The sequence below is a fragment of the Arthrobacter sp. P1_B9 genome (assembly GCF_056406495.1).
This window is the reverse complement of sequence record NZ_JBFUAA010000023.1, coordinates 20,962-39,337: the sequence shown is the minus strand read 5'-3', so window position 1 is coordinate 39,337 and position 18,376 is coordinate 20,962. Positions and strand designations below refer to the sequence as shown.

The 18,376-nt window shown below is 67.7% G+C and carries 17 protein-coding genes; 8 read left to right on the top strand and 9 right to left on the bottom strand.

Annotation, left to right across the window (positions count from 1 at the left end; genetic code table 11):
- A partial coding sequence (locus AC1D1A_RS20815; protein WP_476948607.1) for a DUF222 domain-containing protein occupies positions 1-991 on the bottom strand: 991 nt, incomplete at its 3' end.
- A gap of 3 nt (positions 992-994) precedes the next feature.
- Positions 995-1,339 carry a hypothetical protein gene (locus AC1D1A_RS20810; RefSeq protein WP_230007308.1) on the bottom strand — a complete coding sequence of 115 codons (345 nt, stop codon included), beginning with the start codon at positions 1,337-1,339 and terminating at the stop codon, positions 995-997.
- A 230-nt stretch (positions 1,340-1,569) separates the two neighbouring features.
- Here AC1D1A_RS20810 and AC1D1A_RS20805 point away from each other — a divergent pair, with 230 nt between their 5' ends.
- Together AC1D1A_RS20805 and AC1D1A_RS20800 are read left to right on the top strand one after the other, a co-directional pair.
- Positions 1,570-3,294 (top strand): serine hydrolase, encoded by a 1,725-nt coding sequence (locus tag AC1D1A_RS20805; protein WP_476948606.1) that lies wholly within the window; start codon positions 1,570-1,572, stop codon positions 3,292-3,294.
- Positions 3,295-3,366: 72 nt separating this feature from the next.
- A complete protein-coding gene (locus AC1D1A_RS20800) occupies positions 3,367-3,876 on the top strand; it encodes a hypothetical protein (RefSeq protein ID WP_476948605.1) in 510 nt (169 codons plus the stop codon).
- Here AC1D1A_RS20800 and AC1D1A_RS20795 read toward each other — a convergent pair.
- Complete coding sequence (locus AC1D1A_RS20795; protein ID WP_476872310.1) at positions 3,873-5,402, bottom strand: amidohydrolase; 1,530 nt, start codon at positions 5,400-5,402, stop codon at positions 3,873-3,875. The genes AC1D1A_RS20800 and AC1D1A_RS20795 overlap by 4 nt on opposite strands.
- A gap of 246 nt (positions 5,403-5,648) precedes the next feature.
- Between AC1D1A_RS20795 and AC1D1A_RS20790 the strand changes: the two genes are divergently transcribed.
- From AC1D1A_RS20790 to AC1D1A_RS20770, 5 genes are all read left to right on the top strand, one after another.
- Positions 5,649-5,984, top strand: a complete 336-nt coding sequence (locus AC1D1A_RS20790) for a hypothetical protein (protein WP_028276886.1) — start codon at positions 5,649-5,651, stop codon at positions 5,982-5,984.
- Positions 5,981-7,036, top strand: coding sequence for a zinc-dependent alcohol dehydrogenase family protein (locus tag AC1D1A_RS20785; protein WP_079555420.1), 1,056 nt, complete (start codon positions 5,981-5,983; stop codon positions 7,034-7,036). Before AC1D1A_RS20790 ends, AC1D1A_RS20785 begins: the two co-directional genes overlap by 4 nt.
- A 155-nt stretch (positions 7,037-7,191) precedes the next feature.
- Complete coding sequence (locus AC1D1A_RS20780; protein ID WP_476948604.1) at positions 7,192-8,925, top strand: DUF4389 domain-containing protein; 1,734 nt, start codon at positions 7,192-7,194, stop codon at positions 8,923-8,925.
- Between the two features lie 91 nt (positions 8,926-9,016).
- Positions 9,017-9,796 (top strand): SDR family NAD(P)-dependent oxidoreductase, encoded by a 780-nt coding sequence (locus tag AC1D1A_RS20775; protein ID WP_223915002.1) that lies wholly within the window; start codon positions 9,017-9,019, stop codon positions 9,794-9,796.
- A gap of 137 nt (positions 9,797-9,933) precedes the next feature.
- Positions 9,934-10,815, top strand: a complete 882-nt coding sequence (locus tag AC1D1A_RS20770) for a cytochrome c oxidase assembly protein (RefSeq protein ID WP_476948603.1) — start codon at positions 9,934-9,936, stop codon at positions 10,813-10,815.
- Positions 10,816-10,839: 24 nt separating this feature from the next.
- Here the strand turns inward: AC1D1A_RS20770 and AC1D1A_RS20765 are convergent, their stop codons facing one another.
- From AC1D1A_RS20765 to AC1D1A_RS20750, 4 genes are all read right to left on the bottom strand, one after another.
- Positions 10,840-11,961 (bottom strand): sulfite oxidase, encoded by a 1,122-nt coding sequence (locus AC1D1A_RS20765; RefSeq protein ID WP_230007269.1) that lies wholly within the window; start codon positions 11,959-11,961, stop codon positions 10,840-10,842.
- Between the two features lie 178 nt (positions 11,962-12,139).
- The gene (locus tag AC1D1A_RS20760) at positions 12,140-12,994 is read right to left on the bottom strand and encodes an SDR family oxidoreductase (RefSeq protein WP_476948602.1); all 855 of its coding nucleotides are present in this window, start codon (positions 12,992-12,994) and stop codon (positions 12,140-12,142) included.
- 3 nt (positions 12,995-12,997) lie between these two features.
- Positions 12,998-14,002, bottom strand: coding sequence for an aldo/keto reductase family protein (locus tag AC1D1A_RS20755; RefSeq protein WP_476872314.1), 1,005 nt, complete (start codon positions 14,000-14,002; stop codon positions 12,998-13,000).
- 40 nt (positions 14,003-14,042) lie between these two features.
- Entirely contained in the window at positions 14,043-14,651 is a 609-nt protein-coding gene (locus tag AC1D1A_RS20750; protein WP_230007271.1) for a hypothetical protein, read from the bottom strand.
- 290 nt (positions 14,652-14,941) lie between these two features.
- Here AC1D1A_RS20750 and AC1D1A_RS20745 point away from each other — a divergent pair, with 290 nt between their 5' ends.
- Positions 14,942-15,358 (top strand): YchJ family protein, encoded by a 417-nt coding sequence (locus tag AC1D1A_RS20745; protein ID WP_476948609.1) that lies wholly within the window; start codon positions 14,942-14,944, stop codon positions 15,356-15,358.
- 26 nt (positions 15,359-15,384) lie between these two features.
- On the opposite strand, the gene AC1D1A_RS20740 is transcribed toward AC1D1A_RS20745, so the two are convergent.
- A complete protein-coding gene (locus tag AC1D1A_RS20740; RefSeq protein ID WP_230007273.1) occupies positions 15,385-16,167 on the bottom strand; it encodes a hypothetical protein in 783 nt (260 codons plus the stop codon).
- Between the two features lie 116 nt (positions 16,168-16,283).
- Positions 16,284-18,320, bottom strand: coding sequence for an acyl-CoA dehydrogenase family protein (locus tag AC1D1A_RS20735; RefSeq protein ID WP_476948601.1), 2,037 nt, complete (start codon positions 18,318-18,320; stop codon positions 16,284-16,286).
- Positions 18,321-18,376: the final 56 nt, after the last annotated feature.

Below are 18,376 nucleotides of genomic sequence, written 5' to 3'. Positions count from 1 at the left end.
GTGCAGGGGGACCACTGTATCCCGGGGGACGGCCGGGTCCGGGGGGACGGCCGCCTTCACCTCTGTGTGCACCCCTTGTGCCGTTGATGAGGGTGCGGGCCCAGCCGGCGGGGACGGTCCCGTAGCCGGGCAGGACGGCCGGTTCGGAGTCTCCCTGGAAGAGGGTGCGGTCGGTGATGACGAGCTGGATCTCGACCCCGGTGATCCCGCCCGGGGTGCCGGTGGTGCGTTCGACCAGGGCATCGGCCATCAGCTGCCCGCGGCCCCTCGGGTCCCCGGCGGCACGGAGGGTGTCGGCGTGCCCGCTCAACGCCTTGTAGACGGCGACGCCGGCGGTCACGGGCAGCAGCGCGGTCAGGCAGGTCATCGCATCGGGGGCCGGGCGGAGACTGACACGCCGCTCACTGGCGGCGTGGGCGGCGCGTTCGGTGACGGAGCGGGGGTCACGCCGGTACGCGGCGGTGCGGGCCGCGGCGACCATGGACCGGTCACCGGCCCCGGCGAACGTCCCGGCGTCGGGCGCCAATTCCTCGTCGACGGCGGCCCGGTCGGCGGCGGTCAGGCAGGCGGTTTCGCGTACGAGCAGGGTGGCGCGCCATTCGTTCAGCTGCCCGGTTTCCAGGGCGGTGAGGGTGTGCGGCATCTCGGTGATCAGGGCTTTGGCCAGGCCCAGGAGCCGGCCACCCCTGGCGGGGGATTCGTGCCGGGCCAGGGCGATCTGCGCGCCGACACCGGCGCCAAGCCTCTCGGCCGGCACGCCGAGCCGGGCTTGTTCGCGGCGCTGGAGCAAGTCGAAGGCCACGGCGTGCCGGGCCTGCCGGGCTGCCATGGCGGACTTCAGGTCCTCCAGGTCCCGGATCTCGTCGATCAGTGCGGCAGCGCTGTCCGGGGCCGGGAGGAAGGCCAGGATCCGGGCCAGTTCAGCGACGGTCCCCGCAGTTGCCGGTGCCGGGTCTGCCGGAATCGTCTCGGGCCCCTGATTGCCGTCCATGAGTTAAGTGTCCCTGCGGGCTATGACATTTATGGCCCTCCGGAGCCGTTCCACCGCTTCGGAAGCCATCGGCGACCTTCCAGATCCCAACGTCACTCCCGAAACGCTGCCCAGGAAAACGTCGAGCTGAAGACGCGTCCGCAACGCGTCGAGCGCAGAGTGAAACTCGTCAAGCCGTCGGTATTGCTCGATCATCCCGGCGCAATCTTCGGCCTGACGCAGGTCCCGGAGTACGCGGGAGCAGAATGCGAGCAAATCCTGGACGCCGCCGTCACTGCTCCCGGCGCGGCCGAGGCCGTAGTCGCCGTCTCCCGCCGGAACCACTTCGGGCCCCTGATTGCCGTCCATGAATCCAGTCTCCTCCGGGGATCGGACATTAATAGGGCAACCAGAAGGAGGCCGCGAGGTTAGCGGGATTGGTGGGATTCGTTGGCGGTTGTGGAGGTGCGGCCCCGAGATCCCGGCGTCCGAGGACCCACACCCGAGCGCACCGCCCCTGTCTCAAAAACGGGCACGGGTCCATCATGGGAGAGGGCGTTAGCTCTGCGCCCCAGGCGGAACCGGGCGGAGGATTGTCCATGAACCAGAGGGAATCTATCGCGACGAGTATCAGCTCGCTGCCTTCGGACCGCCGCTCGTTACTTAAGGCCGTCGGCGTCGGCGCCGCGGGTATAGCGGGCATGCCGCTGCTGGCCGCCTGCACGGCCCAAAGTGCCCCCGCCGGTACCGGAAGCAGTGCCTCCGGCGGCTCCGGTGCGCCGTCGGCGTCTCTGCTTCCGGCGCCGGAACCGCAGGTCAAACCGCTCCTGGACCAACAGAAGGTCAACGCCGCCTTGGCAAAGCTGGACGGGATGGTCCAGGGCGTGATGGAGAGTACCGGTGTTCCCGGAGTCGCCGTGGCCGTGGTCTACCAAGACCAAATGGTGTACGCCAAGGGCTTCGGCGTGCGGGAATCGGGCCGGCCCGAGACAGTGGACGCGGATACCGTTTTTCAATTGGCCTCGGTGTCCAAACCCTTGGCCTCCACGGTGGCGGCCGTGGCCGTGGGCCGCAAGGCCATCTCCTGGACGGAACCGGTGATCAACCACACCCCCGGCTTCGCCCTGAAAGACCCCTACGTCACGCGGAACGCCACGGCGGCCGACCTGTTGTCACATCAAGGCGGCCTCAGTACGGGGGCGGGCGATCTGTTGGAAGACCTCGGATTCGACCAGTCCTATATTCTCAGCCACCTCAACCAGCAGCCGCTGGACTCCTTCCGGTCGAGCTACAACTACAGCAACTTCGGCTACACGGCTGGTGCGCAGGCTGTCGCCGATGCCATGAACAAACCCTGGGCAGACCTCGCCGAAGAAGTCTTGTTCAAGCCCCTGGGCATGTCATCCACGAGCTATCGCCACGCGGACTACCAAAAGGCAACGAACAAGGCACTGATCCACGTCCCAGCCGGTAACAAGACCTGGGTGACCAAATACACCCGGGATGCCGACGCCGAAGCACCCGCCGGCGGGGCCAGTTCCTCCGTGCGCGACCTGGCCCGCTGGATCCGCCTGCAGCTCGCCAACGGCAGCTTTGAGGGAAGCGAGGTCATCGACCCGGACGCGCTTGGTGTCACGCATGTCCCGCACGCCGTGTCGGGCCCACCGGCGACGCCGGGCGCCCGCACCCGCTTCTACGGCTTGGGCTGGAACGTCTCCTACGACGACCACGCCCGGCTGATGCTCGGGCACTCGGGAGCCTTCAACCTTGGTGCCGCGACCGCCGTCTCACTGCTCCCCGGCGAGCAGCTGGGCATTGTGGCCCTGACCAATGGCCGGCCGCAGGGCATCCCCGAAGCCATCTGCGCCGCATTCCTGGACACGGCCCAGAACGGCGCCCCGACAGTGGACTGGATCGGATTCACCTCGGGCGTCTTCCAGAAGATCGATGAGGCGGAGAAGCCGAAAGTCGACTATTCCAAGGCGCCGGCCCAGGCCAAACCGGCGCAGGGCAACGACTTCTACATCGGCAGTTACGCGAACTCCTACTACGGCCCGCTCACCGTCGCGGTGGAGAACGGCGTGCTGACCCTTGAGCTGGGCCCGGCCGGCAGGACCACCAAGTTCCCGCTCACTCATTTTGACGGCGACACCTTCAGCTTTGAATCAATCGGCGAGAACGCCAACGGTCTTGCCGGGGCAATCTTCGCCCCCGGCGCGGCTGCAGCCCCTGGTGCGGACGCCGCAGCCCGAGGCGGCACGGCTCCGAGCGTCAGGCTTGATTTCTACGATCAGACCGGGCTGGGCACCTTCACCCGCAGCTGAGCCCGGACTTCAGTGAGTGAGCTTCTTCCGTAAGCTTCAAAGAAACGCCACGAGCCCCGATCCAAGGAACCCATGCCCATCAACACACAGTCGCTGAAACAGGACGGCTTCACCGGTTTCCGGCCGCTCCAGGACCTTGACATCAACCGGATCCCGCAGAAGCCCGGGATCTTCGCGGTACTGCGGCCCGAGGGCTTCCGGCCCCAGTTCCTGGCCAGGAGCACCGCCGGCATCTTCAAGAAGAAGAACCCCACCCTCAAGGCGGACGCTCTCGACGCCGAATGGGTGGACGGCGCCGATGTCCTCTTCGTGGGCAAAGCCGGCCCCGGAAGCAAGGGCAACCGCGGACTGCGCCGGCAAATCCAGGAATTCGTCGACTTCGGCGAAGGCAAGCCGCCAGGCCACTGGGACGGGCGGCTCATCTGGCAGCTCGCCGTGCCCGGGGCCCTGATCATCGCGTGGAAAGAGTTGCCCGTTGAGCAACTCAACGCGGCCGAAGCCCGGTACCATGCCGCATTCATCGAAGAATACGGCCGCCTGCCGTACGCCAACTCAGTCCAGGCGCGCGTCAAAGGTGCTTAGCCGCCGTACGTGAACCGTCCCCCCACTAACGTGGCGGCCACCGGCATGGCCGCAAAATCCGCATCCGACACGGTCAGCGGGTCGGCGTCGAGCACTGCAATATCGGCGGGGTCCCCGACCCGGAGACGGCCGCGACCGCGGGTCGAGGCCGTGAGGGCCTCCTGCCGCGTGAGGGCCTGCTCGGCATGCCACGGCCCGCGGCCATCCAGCCGGTCCCGCGCCGTGGCAGCGGACATGGCAATCCACGGATCCAGGGGGGCCACCGGAGCGTCCGAGCCCAAGGCGAGAGTCGCCCCGGCGGCCAGCAATGAACGGAGCGGGAAGGACCGGTCCGTGCGCCCCGGCCAGTTAGCCTCGGCGGCGTCCCGGTCATCGAGGGCATGCGCAGGCTGGACGCTCGCGGTCACGCCCAACCGGCCGAAGCGGGCGAAATCCTCGCTCCGGACAAACTGGGCATGCTCCACCCGTCCGGCGAGGCCCGCCGCCTCAAACGCATCCAAGGCGACTTGGTTGGCCGCGTCGCCGATTGCGTGGACCGCCGGCACAAAACCCGCCTGCCGGCCCCGGACCAACAGGGCGAGCAGCTCCGCCTCGCTCACGGTCAGCAGCCCGTGGCCGCCGTTCGGATACGGGTCCACGCAATACGCTGTGCGGGTATTGAGCGAGCCGTCGATCAGCACTTTCAGGGGGCCCACGCTGAGCAGCCCGCCACTGCCGGCCACCGCCAAACCTGTCCGCAGCCCCTCTGCCGCGGCCCGGTCCAGGTCCTGCGGATAGACGCCCGCTTCAACCCGCAGGGCAGCGAAGCCGCCGGAGATCCTCCGCAGCCAGGCGTCGCGGTTCCATGTCATCTCGAAGTCCACAATCCCGACCACGCCCCGCGCGGCCGCAGCCTGACCTGCCTGCCGCACCCACGGATCCACCACCGCGTCCGGCAGCTGGCCAAGCTCCCGGGTCAGGGCGAACGCCGGTTCTTCCCGGAGCAGGCCGCCCGCATCCACCGGCATTCCGTACTGTTGGGCCGCTGCGGAGTTGAGCCAGACACAGTGGAGGTCGTGGCTGATCAGGGCCGTAGGCCGGCCGCGTGTCACGCCGTCCAGGAGGTCCAGACTGGGCAGGTCATGCCAGATGGCATCGCGGAAACCGACGCCCACCAGCGTCTGGACGGGACCCGGAGCTCCGGCGCCGCTTCCGGTCCCGGTGCTAGTGTCCCCGGCGATATGGGCCCCGACGACGGCGGCCGCCTCGCGCGCCGAGCCGGCACTGGAGAGGTCAAGCCGGTTGGAGGCCAGCGCCCACTGCGTCATATGAACGTGCTCATCCCACATCCCAGGAATGACGTAGCGGCCCTCCAGATCCACCACCCGGGTTGCAGCGGGGAGCGCGCCCGGGCCCGGGCGCGACGGGATGATCGCCGACACGGCCCCGGCGCGAACATGAACGTCGAAGCATATTTCCTCCCCGGGGTGCCGCACGGAGGCCAGCACGAGGTCCGGGGGTCGGCAGGGATCGAGCGGAACAGGCATAGGAACAGGCTAGGCGGGCGACGCCGCAGGACCCAACAGGCGCACACGGGACTTTCGCCCCTTACCTCTGCCACGAGCGCCCCCCAAGCTGAATGTGTGGGGAGGTTGCTGCACGGCCAGTTGGGGGACGTGTCGAGCGAAAAACCACTTCACGTAAATACGGCACGGGTCTCACCGCGAATTGGGGAAGGAAATGGCGTTTGCACTTTCCGGCTTCAGCAGGAAAAGGCAGGAGACCACGGCCACATGAGTATCCATCACCATTCGGGGGACCCTAAACTCAAGGTGCTCATCCGCCTGAACGCCGACGCCGAAACAGCTCGGATCGACGTGCATGGTGTGGTGACCGTGGCCAACGTGCGGGCACTGTACGTCGTTTGCCGCCGCGTCACAAGCAAGCTTCCCGGATTCGAACTCGTGCTCGACCTCGCCCATGCCCGGGTGTCGGCCGCCGCGATCGAGGAACTCCGTGAGCGTGCCCGCGCCTCGTTGCTGTATTCGGGAATCGATGGCACGGAGACTCCGTGCCGTCTGCGCCTCGTGGACCCGCTGGTCATCCTCAAAACCAAGGAGCACGTATGAAAGCCCTCGTCTATGGCGGTCCCGGGGAGAAATCGTGGACCGAGGTCCCCGATCCCACAATCCAGAATCCCAGCGATGTGATCGTCAAAGTGGACACCACCACCATCTGTGGGACCGATCTGCACATCCTCAAAGGCGACGTCCCCGCGGTGACCAAGGGCCGCATCCTGGGCCACGAAGGGGTCGGCACCATCACGGAGATCGGCGCCTCCGTGACCAGCCTCAAGGTCGGGGACCGCGTCATCATTTCGTGCATCAAGTCCTGCGGGCACTGCGCCAACTGCAAGACAGGCCTGTACTCCCATTGTCTGGGGGAGGAAGGAACCTCCGGCATCGGCTGGGTTTTCGGACATCTGATCGACGGCACGCAGGCCGAGTTCGTCCGCGTCCCCTATGCAGAGAACTCCCTGCACCTCCTGCCTGAGGGAGTCAGCGACCAGCAGGCCGTCATGCTCTCCGACATCCTCCCCACCGGCTTTGAGATCGGCGTGCAGTACGGCCGGGTCAAGCCCGGCGACACGGTCGCCGTCATCGGCGCGGGCCCCGTGGGACTTGCCGCGATCTCCACCGCCGGCCTCTACGGCGCCGCCACGATCATCGCCGTCGACCTCGACGCGAACCGGCTCGAGAAATCCCGCGAATTCGGAGCCACCGACGTGGTCCTCTCATCCGATGCCGACTGGAAGGAGCAGCTTATGCTCCTGACCGACGGGCAGGGTGTGGACGTGGCGATCGAGGCCGTGGGCGTCCCGGCGACCTTCACGATGTGCACCGACATCGTGCGTCCCGGCGGCACCGTGGCCAACGTGGGCGTGCACGGCAAAGCCGTGGAACTGCACGTCGAAGACCTCTGGATCCGGAACATCAACATCAGCATGGGCCTGGTGAACACCAACACCACCCCCATGCTGCTCAAGCTCGTGGCACAGCAAAAGATCCCCGCGGACAGTTTCGCCACCCACCACTTCACCTTTGACGAGTTCATGGAGGCGTACGACACTTTCGCCCGCGCCGCGGAGACGAAGGCCCTCAAAGTCGTGATCACGGCATGAACGCGCTCGTTGTCCTCCACGCCGGCAGTGCCGGCGCGATCGACGAAGCCAAGCCGTTCGTGATCCCGCTCGGGCGGTAGCGGCCCGGGCCGCCAGCTTCCGGAAGCCACGCCCGGCCGGGCGTGGCAAACGGACCATCTGAAAGGACGGCGGCCATGAAGGCAGGCCGGATTGTCATGCTGGTGATCGGCTCGCTGTGCGCGCTGGTCGGTTTGGGACTGTTGGCGGGCGCCGGCTTTGCGGGCTGGGTCAACTACCAACAACGTGACGGCAGGTACTTCATCACGCCGTCAGCGCCTTTCTCAGGCAATTCCTACGCGCTGACGACCCCCCGGCTGGACCTCATGACCGGCGGCGGCGTGGACGACGGCGTTCCGGTGGACATTGCGGGCAGCGTGCTGCTCCGCGGTTCCTCCACCGACCCCGGCAAGGAAATCTTCATCGGAATTGCCCCGCGGGCCGACGTCGCGACGTACCTGGCCGGTGTCCGGCGCACCGAAATCGTCGACGTCAGGTTCAACCCCTTCCGCGCGCGGTACCGCGAAGTGGCCGGCTCCCAGGTCCCGTCCAATCCGGCGCAGCAGACCTTCTGGGCCGCGACTGCCACAGGCCCGGGGGAACAGGAACTGACCTGGGACCTCCGCTCCGGATCCTGGGCAGTGGTGGTCATGAACGCCGACGCGACGTCTCCGGTGAGCGTGAATCTGCAGGCAGGGGCACGCACAGACCTGCTCCTGCCGGTGTTCATCGGCCTGCTGATCGGCGGACTTGTGATGCTGCTGATCGGCGTGCCGCTGATAGTGCTGGGCGCCGTTGGACTCGGCCGCGGCGGCCCGGGCCAAGGCGGGACGGGCAGCGGTGTCCCTCCCGGGCACTTGCCGGCCCAGCCCGGCCAGCCGTATCCCGCGGGTCCCTACCCGCCCAGGGCCACCCCCGGCCAGCAGAACAGTGCGGCCCCGCCGGGTGCCGTGGCAGCCTACGCTGCCACGCCGGGGACTCCGTATCCGGTGGCACCGGGTGCTACGACCGCATATGTGTACCCCGCCCGCCTCCACGGCTACCTCGACCCGAACCTGTCACGGTGGATGTGGCTCGTGAAGTGGTTCCTGGCCATCCCGCACTTCATCGTCCTGTTTATCCTCTGGTTCGCCTTCGGAGTGGTCACGATTGTGGCGTGGTTCGCGATCCTGTTCACGGCGCGCTACCCGCGCTCGCTGTTCAATTTCAGTGTCGGTGTGATCCGCTGGAACTGGCGTGTGGCCTTCTACGCGTTCAGCGCGATCGGCACGGATGTCTATCCCCCCTTCACCCTGGCCCGCACCGATTACCCGGCGGACTTCGACGTCGATTATCCCGAACGGCTGTCCCGCGGCCTGGTGCTGGTGAAGTCCTGGCTGCTGGCCATTCCACATCTGCTGCTTATCAGCCTGCTGACGGGGACCGCGAGGACGTGGGAGTACCGGGACGGCGAGTGGGTGCAGCAAGGTGTGGGCATCTCCCTCCTGGGGCTGCTGGTCCTCATCGCCGGCGTGATCCTGCTGTTCACGGGCCAATACCAGCGGGGGCTCTTCGACCTCCTGCTTGGCCTGAACCGCTGGATCTACCGCGTTATCGCCTACGTTGCCCTCATGCGGGACGAATATCCGCCGTTCCACCTTGATATGGGTCCGGTCGATCCGGGCGAGCTGCCGGTGCCTGCATACGCCGGACCCGCGCTCGGAACCGGAGGGCCCGCCCCCGGACCCGCTGCCGGACCCGTCGGGCCCGTCGGGCCTGGACCCGCCCCCGGACCCGCGGTCGGACCCGGACCCTCCGCCGGACCAGGACCCGGGCCCGCACCCGGACCCGGAGGACCAGCCACCGGACCCGGAGGGCTGCCCAGAAGCTAATGCCGCGCTGCGCCCGGTCCTCTTGCCACCCGCCCTCCGCAAGAACATAGTTGAGGGAATTCACGTACTCCGCGGCACTAGGCAGGCGACCATGGTGAACATCGGGATTCCGGAAAACGGCGTGCTTCACGGCAAGACCGCCCTGATCTATGGCGGCGGCGGGGCGGTCGGCGGGGCGGTGGCAAGGGCTTTCGCGGCCGACGGCGCCACAGTGCACATTGCCGGAAGGACGGAATCGCGGCTGGAAAAAGTAGCCAATGACATTCGCGAGGCGGGCGGCACAGCCGAAACCGCCGTCGTCGACGCCCTGGACGAAGAGCAAGTGGATGCCTTCGTAAGCCGGGTGGCGAAGAAGAGCAAGAGGATCGACATCTCCTTCAACGTGATCTCATTCGGCGACATCCAGCAGCCACTCATGGAGATCGATGTGGATGACTTCACCCAGCCCATCACCCTGGCCGCGCGGACGCACTTCCTGACCACCCGCGCGGCCGCCGCCTACATGGTCAAGCAACGCTCCGGCGTCGTGCTCATGTTCGGCGGCTCGGGCCCCCAGACGATCCCCGGCCTGGGCGGTTTCAAGGTGGCGCTCGACGCGATGGAAGGACTGCGCCGGCAATGGGCCCTGGAACTGGGAAAACACGGCATCAGGGTGGTCACCATGGTCACCGGCGGCATTATCGAAACCATCCCGTGGCAGGCCGAGGGCCGCGAAGAGATCGTAGTGGAGATTGCCAGGGCCGCGCATTTGAACCGGACGGCCACGCTGACGGACGTCGGTAACGTGGCCTCCTTCATCGTCTCGGACAAGGCGGCGGCCATCACGGACGCGACCGTCAACATCTCCGCCGGCGCGATCGTGGACTACTGACGCCTTCGATCCGTCGTCCGCCTCGGCGGACAAGGTCAAGGTGCTCACCGGCTACGAGGGATGCTGAGGCCTGCCCCGGGCCGCCCGGCCAGGCACGGGCCCGGCGTCTTCCAAGAAATGGTATCTATCATGAGCCCGTGCCGCCCCTTGATGTAGTCCTCACCGCCTGGCAGATCGACTGGGCCGCCGCCGCCCTGATCGGCGGCTCGGCGCTGCTGTACGCGCTGGGCCTGAGGGCCGCGGCGGCGCGCGGGCACCGCCATCCCGGGTGGCGGACGCTGGCGTTCTATGTTCTGGGCCTTGGGTCCCTGACAGTGCTGACGTGCGGGTTCCCTGGCGTCTACAGCGCGCAGCTCCGGTGGGCCTTCACGCTCAAGATTTCCCTGTTGCTCTTCGTGGTGCCGCTGCTGATCGGCCTGGGAAAACCCATCTCCCTCGCCCGTGCGGCCCTGCCGCCGCGCGGCGTCGGCCGGCTGAACAGGGCGCTCGCGCACAGCGCGGTGCGGTTTGCCGGCAACTCCATGGCCGCCCCGCTCCTGGGCCTTGCCCTCTTCGCCACCTTCCTGACTCCGGCCTTCTACACCCTCCGCACAGCCGCTTGGACCGAGGCGCTCCTGACGGTCGGGGTCCCGCTGCTTGGCATGATGATGGCCCTGCCGATCATCGAGGACGCGGACTTCCGCCGCTCCAGCGCGTTCTTCATCGTGGAGTTCGTGTTTGTCTTCATCGAGCTGCTGGTCGATGCCGTGCCCGGGATCCTGCTGCGCCTCAACGGCCAGGTGCTGGATCACGTGGCAACGACGCCGTCTGCGATGGGCTGGTTCCCCAACGCCCTGCGTGACCAGCAGCTGGCGGGGGACGTCCTGTGGTTCATCTGCGAAATTGTCGACTTGCCCCTGATCATCCTGATGTTCATCCGCTTCTCCCGCAGCGACAAACGCGAGGCCCGCGGCTTTGACGAGCTCACGGATTCCCAGCTCGATGAACTGAATGCGGAGCACCTGCGGCGCGGCCGCTAAGTCCCCGCGCCCCGGATGGGGGCGCTATGCCACGCTGACCTTGATCCGCTGCACCACGTTGTTGCCCATGCCCTGGTAGTTCCATTCCGGTTCCAGCGGCTGGACCGCGCCGCTGGCATCCGTGGCACGGCAGGAGAGCTCGTGTTCGCCCGGATCGGCCACCCACGGCATCGACCACGCACACCACGCGAACGGCGCTGCAGGGTGCTCCAGATGGGCCGCTGCCCACTTTCCGTCGATTCCGACGTCGACGCGCTGCACGGCGCCTTGCCCGGACCAGGCCCGGCCGGTGAGCATCACCGGTCCCGGGGGCAGGATCCGGCTCCGGGTGAAGAAATCCGGGACACCCGGGGGCATCATGAGCGAGCGGACCTTGATCCAGGTGACCGGGGTTCCGGGATCCTCGGCGTCATGCTGGTAGCGGTACGCCACTGCCTGCTGGAAACCGTCATAAGGCTTGGTCAGAACCTTGATCGAGGTCAGCCACTTCACGCTCGCCATGCCGTACCAGCCGGGCACCACAAGCCGGAGCGGATAGCCGTGCTGAGGCGGCAGGTCTGCGCCGTTCATCCGGTAGGCGAGCACGACGTCGGGGCGCAAGGCCTCCTCGATCGGCAGGCTGCGCGCGTACTGCTGGGCGACGCCGCCCTGGCTGCCGGCGTCGGCCCCGGTGAAGAGCACCTCCACGGCGTCGTCCTCCACTCCGGCCCGCGTCAGCAGGTAGGCGAGCGGGACACCGGTCCACACGGCGGTCCCCACGCCCTCGAGTACCCACGGCTGGCTCAGTGGGCGGGGCCGCAGGAGGGACCGGCCGTTGCCGGCGCACTCCAGGGTGACCGGGAGGGTGATGCTCGGTGCCCGGAGCAAGGCCCGCAGGCTCAGTTCGAAGGACCGCTGCACGGCGCCGCCGATCCACAGATGCCAGTGATCTGCGTCGATGAACGGGATGTCGAAGTGCGTGAGCACGTAGTGCAGTCCGGGCGGTGTGGTGTCGCTCCGCAGGGCCTCGAGCGGCATGGAATGGTTCCGCACGGCGAGCTGGAGTTCCTCCGCCGTCAGCGGGCCGTGGCTCGGTTCGCCGGGATGCGCCCGGGGTTGTCCGGCCTGCCGGCGCGGACTCTTCAGGACAGAAGAGTGTCTGGACATTTGCTTTGGCATGGCATGCCGCGATTCTTTCCGGACCGGCCCGGTCCCGCTCCTGTGAAGGACCCGCCGGTTTTAGTAGGTATCACCTGGTCTCAGGTCTACGCCGCAGCCCGGAAACCGTCAACACCGGGACGCGCCGGTCCCGTCCCTTCCGGTCCCGTCTCTTCCGGTCAAGGGGCTACAGCGTGTGCGCCTCGGCCAGGAACTGCGCCAGGCTCAGCGGTTCCCGGCCCGTCAGCTCATGCACTGCCGACGTCGGACCGGCGAGTTCGCCGGCGGCGATGGCCGTGTAGGTGCTCACCCAGGCGTCCACCTGCCATGGCGGGGCGCCGTACGAGGCACGGGACCCGTAGGCCTCCGCCAGGGTCTCGTTGTGGAAGGTGATGGCCCGGCCGGTTCCGGCGGTCAGGAGTTCGGCGGCGCGGGCCAGCGAGATGTCTTCCGGGCCGGTCAGGTCATAGGTCCGTCCCACATGCAGGGACGGGTCCCGCAGTACGGTGACGGCCGAGCCGGCAATGTCTGACCGCGCCACGGCAGCCATGACGCCGTCTCCGGCGGGGCCGCGGATCACGCCGTCCTCGCCGGCCAGCAGCGGCAGGAAGTCCAGGTAGAAGTTGTCCCGCAGGAACGTGTAGTCCATGCCGGAGGCCTTGATGCGCTCCTCCGTCGCGAAGTGGTCCCGGCCCAGCGTGAACGTGGAGTCCAGCGCCGCGCCGAAGAACGAGGTGTACACGATGTGCTGGACGCCCGCTGCGGCCGCGGCATCGACGAAGGCGTAGTGCTGCTGCAGCCGGTCCTCGGCCTCGGCTGCGGAGACCATGAACAACGTTTTCGCCCCGGAAAGCGCCGTCTTCGCCTGCTCCGGCTCGGCGTAGGTGGTGACGAAGGGGACGGCGCCTTCGAGCTCAGGTGCCCGGGCGGCGTCCCGCACCAGGAGCCGTTGCTCGCTGCCGGCCTGGGCCAGCAGCCTGGCCACCAGGGCGCCCAGCTGGCCGGTGGACCCGGTGACAGCAAGCTCGGGAGCGTTGGTCATGGCCTAGGCCTCGCGGGAGGCGGGCGACTTGGTCTGCGCGGGGTCGCGTTCGGCCAGTGAGCCGATGACGGCGTCGATCTTGTCCATGATCACCGCGTCCAGCTTCACGCCGGCTGCCGCGACGTTTATCTCGATCTGCTCCGGCCGGGACGCGCCCATGATCGCGGAGGCCACGTTCTTGTTCTGCAGCACCCAGGCGATGCTGAGCTGCGCCATGGTCAGCCCGGCCTCCTCCGCGATCGGCTTGAGCTGCTGGACGCCGGTGAGGACCTCGTTGGACATCCAACGCTCGATCATCCGTGAACCGCCCTTGGAGTCCGTGGCGCGGCTGCCCTCAGGGGCAGGCTTGCCGGGGTGGTACTTGCCGCTCAGCACGCCCTGGGCAATCGGGGACCAGACAATCTGGGATAGGCCCAGTTCTTCCGACGCCGGAATCACCTCGGCCTCGATCACCCGCCACAGCATGGAGTACTGAGGCTGGTTGGAGATCAGCTGGAAGCCCAGTTCCTTGGCGAGGGCATGGCCGTCGCGGATCTGGTTGGCCGTCCACTCGCTGACCCCGATATACAGGGCCTTGCCCTGCCGCACGATGTCCGCGAAGGCCTGCATGGTCTCTTCCAGCGGCGTCTCGTAGTCGTAGCGGTGTGCCTGGTAGAGGTCCACGTAGTCGGTCTGCAGCCGGGTGAGGGAGCCGTTGATGGATTCCATGATGTGCTTGCGGGACAGGCCGAGATCGTTGTGGCCCTTGGGCCCGGTGGGGCCGAAGACCTTCGTGAAAATTTCCAGCGACTCGCGGCGCTCGTCCTTCAAGGCTGCTCCGAGGACCGTCTCCGCCGCTGTGTTGGCGTACACGTCGGCCGTGTCGAAGGTGCTGATACCGGCGTCGAGCGCGGCCCGGACGCACTGGGTGGCGACATCGTTCTCCACTTGGGAGCCATGGGTCAGCCAGTTGCCAAACGTGATTTCTGAAATCTTGAAGCCGCTGTTCCCGAGGTATCTGAATTCCATGGGTTCCAACGTAGCGGACTTGCCTGCCCGGGGTAAGGGCTCAGCCGGCCTTGCGTTCCTGGACCGGCTGTTTGGCTTTCCCGGCCGGCGGAGTGCCGCGCAGCGCCACGAGCGATCCGGTGTCCAGCAGGGACTTCGCTGCGGGCATGGGCGGCTTTTTGAACGCCCGCGGGACGGAGCCGAGTGTTCCATTGGTGTCCGTGGCAGACTGCACGAGGGCAGAGACTTCCGTGATGTCCTGTGCCGGTGCAAGGGGGTCGGGCAGATCCCGGACGGTGACCCGTACGGCGGGTCCGGCCTCGGCCCTGGCCCTCGCGGCGGCGCGGGCATCTGCCCGGGCCACGGCGGCCGCCCACTCCGGCGACAGTGCGGGTTCCTTTTTGGCTGCATTCCGGGCGGGGCGTGCGGGCTTCGCTGCCTTGGCCGGCCGGTGCGGCGCCGGCTCTTCCCCAGCCCCATTTTCCCGTGATACCGGGGTTCCGCGGACGAGCCCGGCGACGGCCAGGACAACGACTGCCGCCAGCCGGCCGATCCCTGCGAGCACGAGGGTGGCGGCGAAGACCAGGAAGAGGCCGAGGAACATGAAGAACGCCACGCCGAGGGTCCCGAAAAAAGTCAGGTTCAGCGCAATGGTCGTTGGATCTTCCATGTCACCTCTCCTTGCCGGCCTGCTTCAGCGTGGTCCCTGCCGCTAGCACGCGGCGGGCAGGAGCCCCCTTAACAATACGTACTTTTCGCTGGCCCCGTGCCGCCCCCGGCGGTCGTGGCGAATATGTGTCAAAGCCGTTATCCGCGGGCGGGGCACGGGCCCTGCCGGCCGGGCGTCTATAGTCGGAGACAGCCCCGCCGGCGTCGTCCGGCCCGCCGGAAGGACATCTTGTGACGCACGCCGCAGCAGCCGATTCCGAGCCCGCCGGAGCATCTGGCACGGACCGCTCCGTGAGTATTCCGGAAGCGGCATATTCCGCGCCGTATGAGGGGAACTGCCCGTGCCTGTCGGGCGAGGCGTATGTGCACTGCTGCGGCCGGTTCCATCGCGGGGACGCCGAGGCGCCTACGGCGGAGCAGCTTATGCGCTCCCGGTACAGCGCCTTCGTGGTCCACGACGAGGGGTACCTGCTCCGGACCTGGCACCCGGACACTCGGCCCGCTGAGCTGGAGTTTGATTCCGGCATGCAGTGGCGACGCCTGGACATCCTCTCCACCAGCCGCGGCGGCCCGCTGGACAGCGAAGGCACGGTGGAATTCGCGGCGCACTACCGGCGCGAGGGCGAACGCGGCCTGCACCGCGAAACCAGCCGCTTTGTGCGGGTGGACCGGCGCTGGTACTACGTAGATGGCGTCGTTGCCGGCTGAGCCCTCCGGGGCTGACGCCGTCGCGGCTAGGGGCGCCCGGCTGAGTTGTCCCGTGCTGAGTTGTCCCTGACGGGGTGGTTCTCAACCGTTGCTGCCGGGCTGAAGCCGGCCCGATCCACCCTGCGGTGGAAACGCATTCCCGCGAGGCCGCCCAGCACTGCGCCCACCAAAGCCACCGCGGCCACGACGATCGCCGCGATGATGCTCAGGGTGTTCAATTCGCCCTCGTTGATCGGGATCCGCGGGAAGCTGTTCAGGTTGGCCAGGATGTTGAAGCGCTGCCCGGCGACCAGGCCCAGCACGGCGACGACGATCGCGGCGATCAGGGCCCAGATCCAGACCATGAAGCCCTGCCTGGCGCCGTTGAAGCGGGCCATGCGCCCGGCGACGTATCCGCCGCAGTAGTAGGCGACCAGGAGGATCACGAGCAGCACGATGATGCCGGTCAGCCCGACCGTCTGATTGCTGGAGGCCTGGTCGACGGCGTCGTTCACATCGGTGTTGGTGGCCAGACCGACGGCGGTACCGCCGGCAGCGACCAGCGCGGTGAGCAGCACGGCCGTACCCGTGGCCGTCAGCCAGCCGAAGAATGCCGAGCCGACCTTGATGCCGCCGAACTGTTCCTTCTCGCGGGCCACTACCGTCTCGCGCGTGGGGATCTCTTCCACGACAGTGTCGTGAACAGCATCGCGGACCGGTGCGTCGCGGACGGGGTCGTCGTGGCGGACTGCTGTCACCGGGCGGGTTGTGGCGTCGTCCTGCGCGGCGTGTTGTGTCGTCTTGTCGTCGGGGCCTGCGGTGCTGCTCATGAGGGCTGCTCACTTTCGCTGAATGACCGGGCACACTGGAGACGCCGGTCTGGCGTCAACCTAACCACGGCGGAATCCGGTTAGCAAGGATGCTTACTATCCGTGGCGGCGGCCCGTCAGCGGTACTTGCGGTGCAGGTCCTCCCGGACGGAGGCGCGCCGGCTGGCGTCCGCGATCCATGGACCGGTCCCTTCAGACTGGTCGAGGATTCCGGCTTCCAGCCAGGTGTAGTCCCCGGCCAGTGTCTTGCGGGCCAGGGCATGGTCGGCGTCGTCGGTGTTCCGCCACAGCCGGTCGAAATATTCGTCGACGCGAACACGGGCCTGTTCGCAGTACGCCTCGGCGAGTTCGTACGCGGAGGCGCCGCGTTCCGGCTGCGTCCGCAGCAGCATCTCGGCGCGCGAACAGCAGGCTGCCATGGCAAACAGCTCCGCACCGATGTCCACGATCCGGCCCAGGAACGCCTGCTTGTGCTCAAGTTTGGCCTGCCACCGGCCCATCCCGTAGAAGGTCTGGCGGGCGAGGCGCCGGGAGGAGCGCTCCACGTAGCGCAGCTGTTTCGCGAGCCGGCCGAAGTCGCTGTAGGAGCGCGGGTCCATGCCGGCGCCGGCCACGAGTTTGGGCAGCCACTTCGCGTAGAAGCCGGAGGCGCCGACGGCGGCCTTCGCCTTGTCGGAGAGGCGGGCATCCTCCGAGGCGAGGTCTCCCGCGGCGGCCAGGTGCGCGTCCACGGCCTCGCGGGCGATCAGCAACCTCATGATTTCCGAGGACCCCTCGAAGATCCTGTTGATTCTCATATCGCGGAGCTGCTGTTCCGCGGCGACGGCGCGCTCGCCGCGGGCTTCGAGGGAGTCCGCCGTTTCAAAGCCCCGGCCGCCGCGGATCTGCACGAGTTCGTCCGCGATGAGGCAGCTGATCTCCGTGGACCACAGCTTGGCCAGGGCCGCCTCGATCCGGATGTCTTTCTGCCCGGCGTCGGCCATTTCCGCAGAGAGTTCAAACACGGCGTCCAGGGCGAAGGCGCTGGCGGCGATGAAGGCGATTTTCTTGCCCACTGCCTCATGCTGGCCGATCGGCCGGCCCCACTGGGTGCGGGCGTCGGACCATTCGCGGGCGATCTTCAGGCTCCACCGGCCCGTGGCGACGCACAGCGCGGGGATGGAGAGCCGGCCCGTGTTCAGTGTGGTGAGGGCGATCTTCAGGCCCTGGCCTTCCCGGCCCAGCCGGTTGGCAGCGGGGACCCTGACCTGGTGGAAGCGGGTGACGCCGTTTTCGATCCCGCGGAGCCCCATGAAGGTGTTTCGGTTTTCCACGGTAATGCCAGGGGTGTCCATTTCGACCACGAAGGCGCTGATACCGCCTTTGTGGGCGGTCCCGTCCGCATCGGTGTGCGGCGGCACGAGGGCCATCGCCACGACGAGTTCGGCGATAACACCGTTGGTGGTCCAGAGCTTGACGCCGTCCAGGAGGTACGACTCGCCGTCGTCGGAGAGGACGGCCGTGCTGCCCATCCGGGCGGGGTCGCTGCCGACGTCGGGCTCGGTGAGCAGGAAAGCGGTGACGGCGCCGGCGGCGCAGCGGGGCAGGTATTCGCGCTTCTGGGCCGGAGTGCCAAAGACCTTGACGGGCTCCGGTACGCCGATCGACTGGTGCGCGGAGATCAGGGCGCCAAGGCTTGGATGCACCGAGCCCAGCATGGCCAGTGCGCGGCCGTAATACACGAGCGTGAGGCCCAGTCCGCCGTATTCGCGGGGAATTTTCATTCCGAACACACCGAGCTCCGCGAGCCCTTTGAGATAGTCGTCCGGGATCCGGTCGTCGCGTTCGATGGTGCGCCCGGACATCGTGCGGCAGTAGTCGGCCAGCCGGGCCATGAACGCGTCGCCGCGTTCGACGTCGTCGGCGGGGGCCTCGGGCCACGGGTGTATCAGCGACAAATCGAAGCTGCCAAGGTAGAGGCCCTTCGCGAAGCTGGGCTGGGTCCAACTGGTTTCGCGGGCGGCCTCGGCAATGGCGCGGGCGTCGGCGGCCGTCGCGTCGGGGCCGACGTGCTCAGCGTCCCCGTCGGCCGCCGGAATCGGAATGCCTGATGTTGGAGAATCTGACACTGGAGTACCGGGTGTGGTGGCGGGGTCTTCGATGGCGGAGCTCACGGGGCATCTCCTCTAACCGGGTGACCGGCTTGAGCCCTGGATCCGCCGCGGGTGGA

Bases quoted from the DNA above. Each gene is read 5' to 3' on its own strand.
- AC1D1A_RS20740 (WP_230007273.1), bottom strand. From the start codon at position 16,167: ATGAGCAGCACCGCAGGCCCCGACGACAAGACGACACAACACGCCGCG.
- AC1D1A_RS20765 (WP_230007269.1), bottom strand. From the start codon at position 11,961: ATGTCCAGACACTCTTCTGTCCTGAAGAGTCCGCGCCGGCAGGCCGGA.
- AC1D1A_RS20790 (WP_028276886.1), top strand. From the start codon at position 5,649: ATGAGTATCCATCACCATTCGGGGGACCCTAAACTCAAGGTGCTCATC.
- AC1D1A_RS20795 (WP_476872310.1), bottom strand. From the start codon at position 5,402: ATGCCTGTTCCGCTCGATCCCTGCCGACCCCCGGACCTCGTGCTGGCC.
- AC1D1A_RS20760 (WP_476948602.1), bottom strand. From the start codon at position 12,994: ATGACCAACGCTCCCGAGCTTGCTGTCACCGGGTCCACCGGCCAGCTG.
- AC1D1A_RS20810 (WP_230007308.1), bottom strand. From the start codon at position 1,339: ATGGACGGCAATCAGGGGCCCGAAGTGGTTCCGGCGGGAGACGGCGAC.
- AC1D1A_RS20800 (WP_476948605.1), top strand. From the start codon at position 3,367: ATGCCCATCAACACACAGTCGCTGAAACAGGACGGCTTCACCGGTTTC.
- AC1D1A_RS20805 (WP_476948606.1), top strand. From the start codon at position 1,570: ATGAACCAGAGGGAATCTATCGCGACGAGTATCAGCTCGCTGCCTTCG.
- AC1D1A_RS20780 (WP_476948604.1), top strand. From the start codon at position 7,192: ATGAAGGCAGGCCGGATTGTCATGCTGGTGATCGGCTCGCTGTGCGCG.
- AC1D1A_RS20750 (WP_230007271.1), bottom strand. From the start codon at position 14,651: ATGGAAGATCCAACGACCATTGCGCTGAACCTGACTTTTTTCGGGACC.
- AC1D1A_RS20785 (WP_079555420.1), top strand. From the start codon at position 5,981: ATGAAAGCCCTCGTCTATGGCGGTCCCGGGGAGAAATCGTGGACCGAG.
- AC1D1A_RS20755 (WP_476872314.1), bottom strand. From the start codon at position 14,002: ATGGAATTCAGATACCTCGGGAACAGCGGCTTCAAGATTTCAGAAATC.
- AC1D1A_RS20775 (WP_223915002.1), top strand. From the start codon at position 9,017: ATGGTGAACATCGGGATTCCGGAAAACGGCGTGCTTCACGGCAAGACC.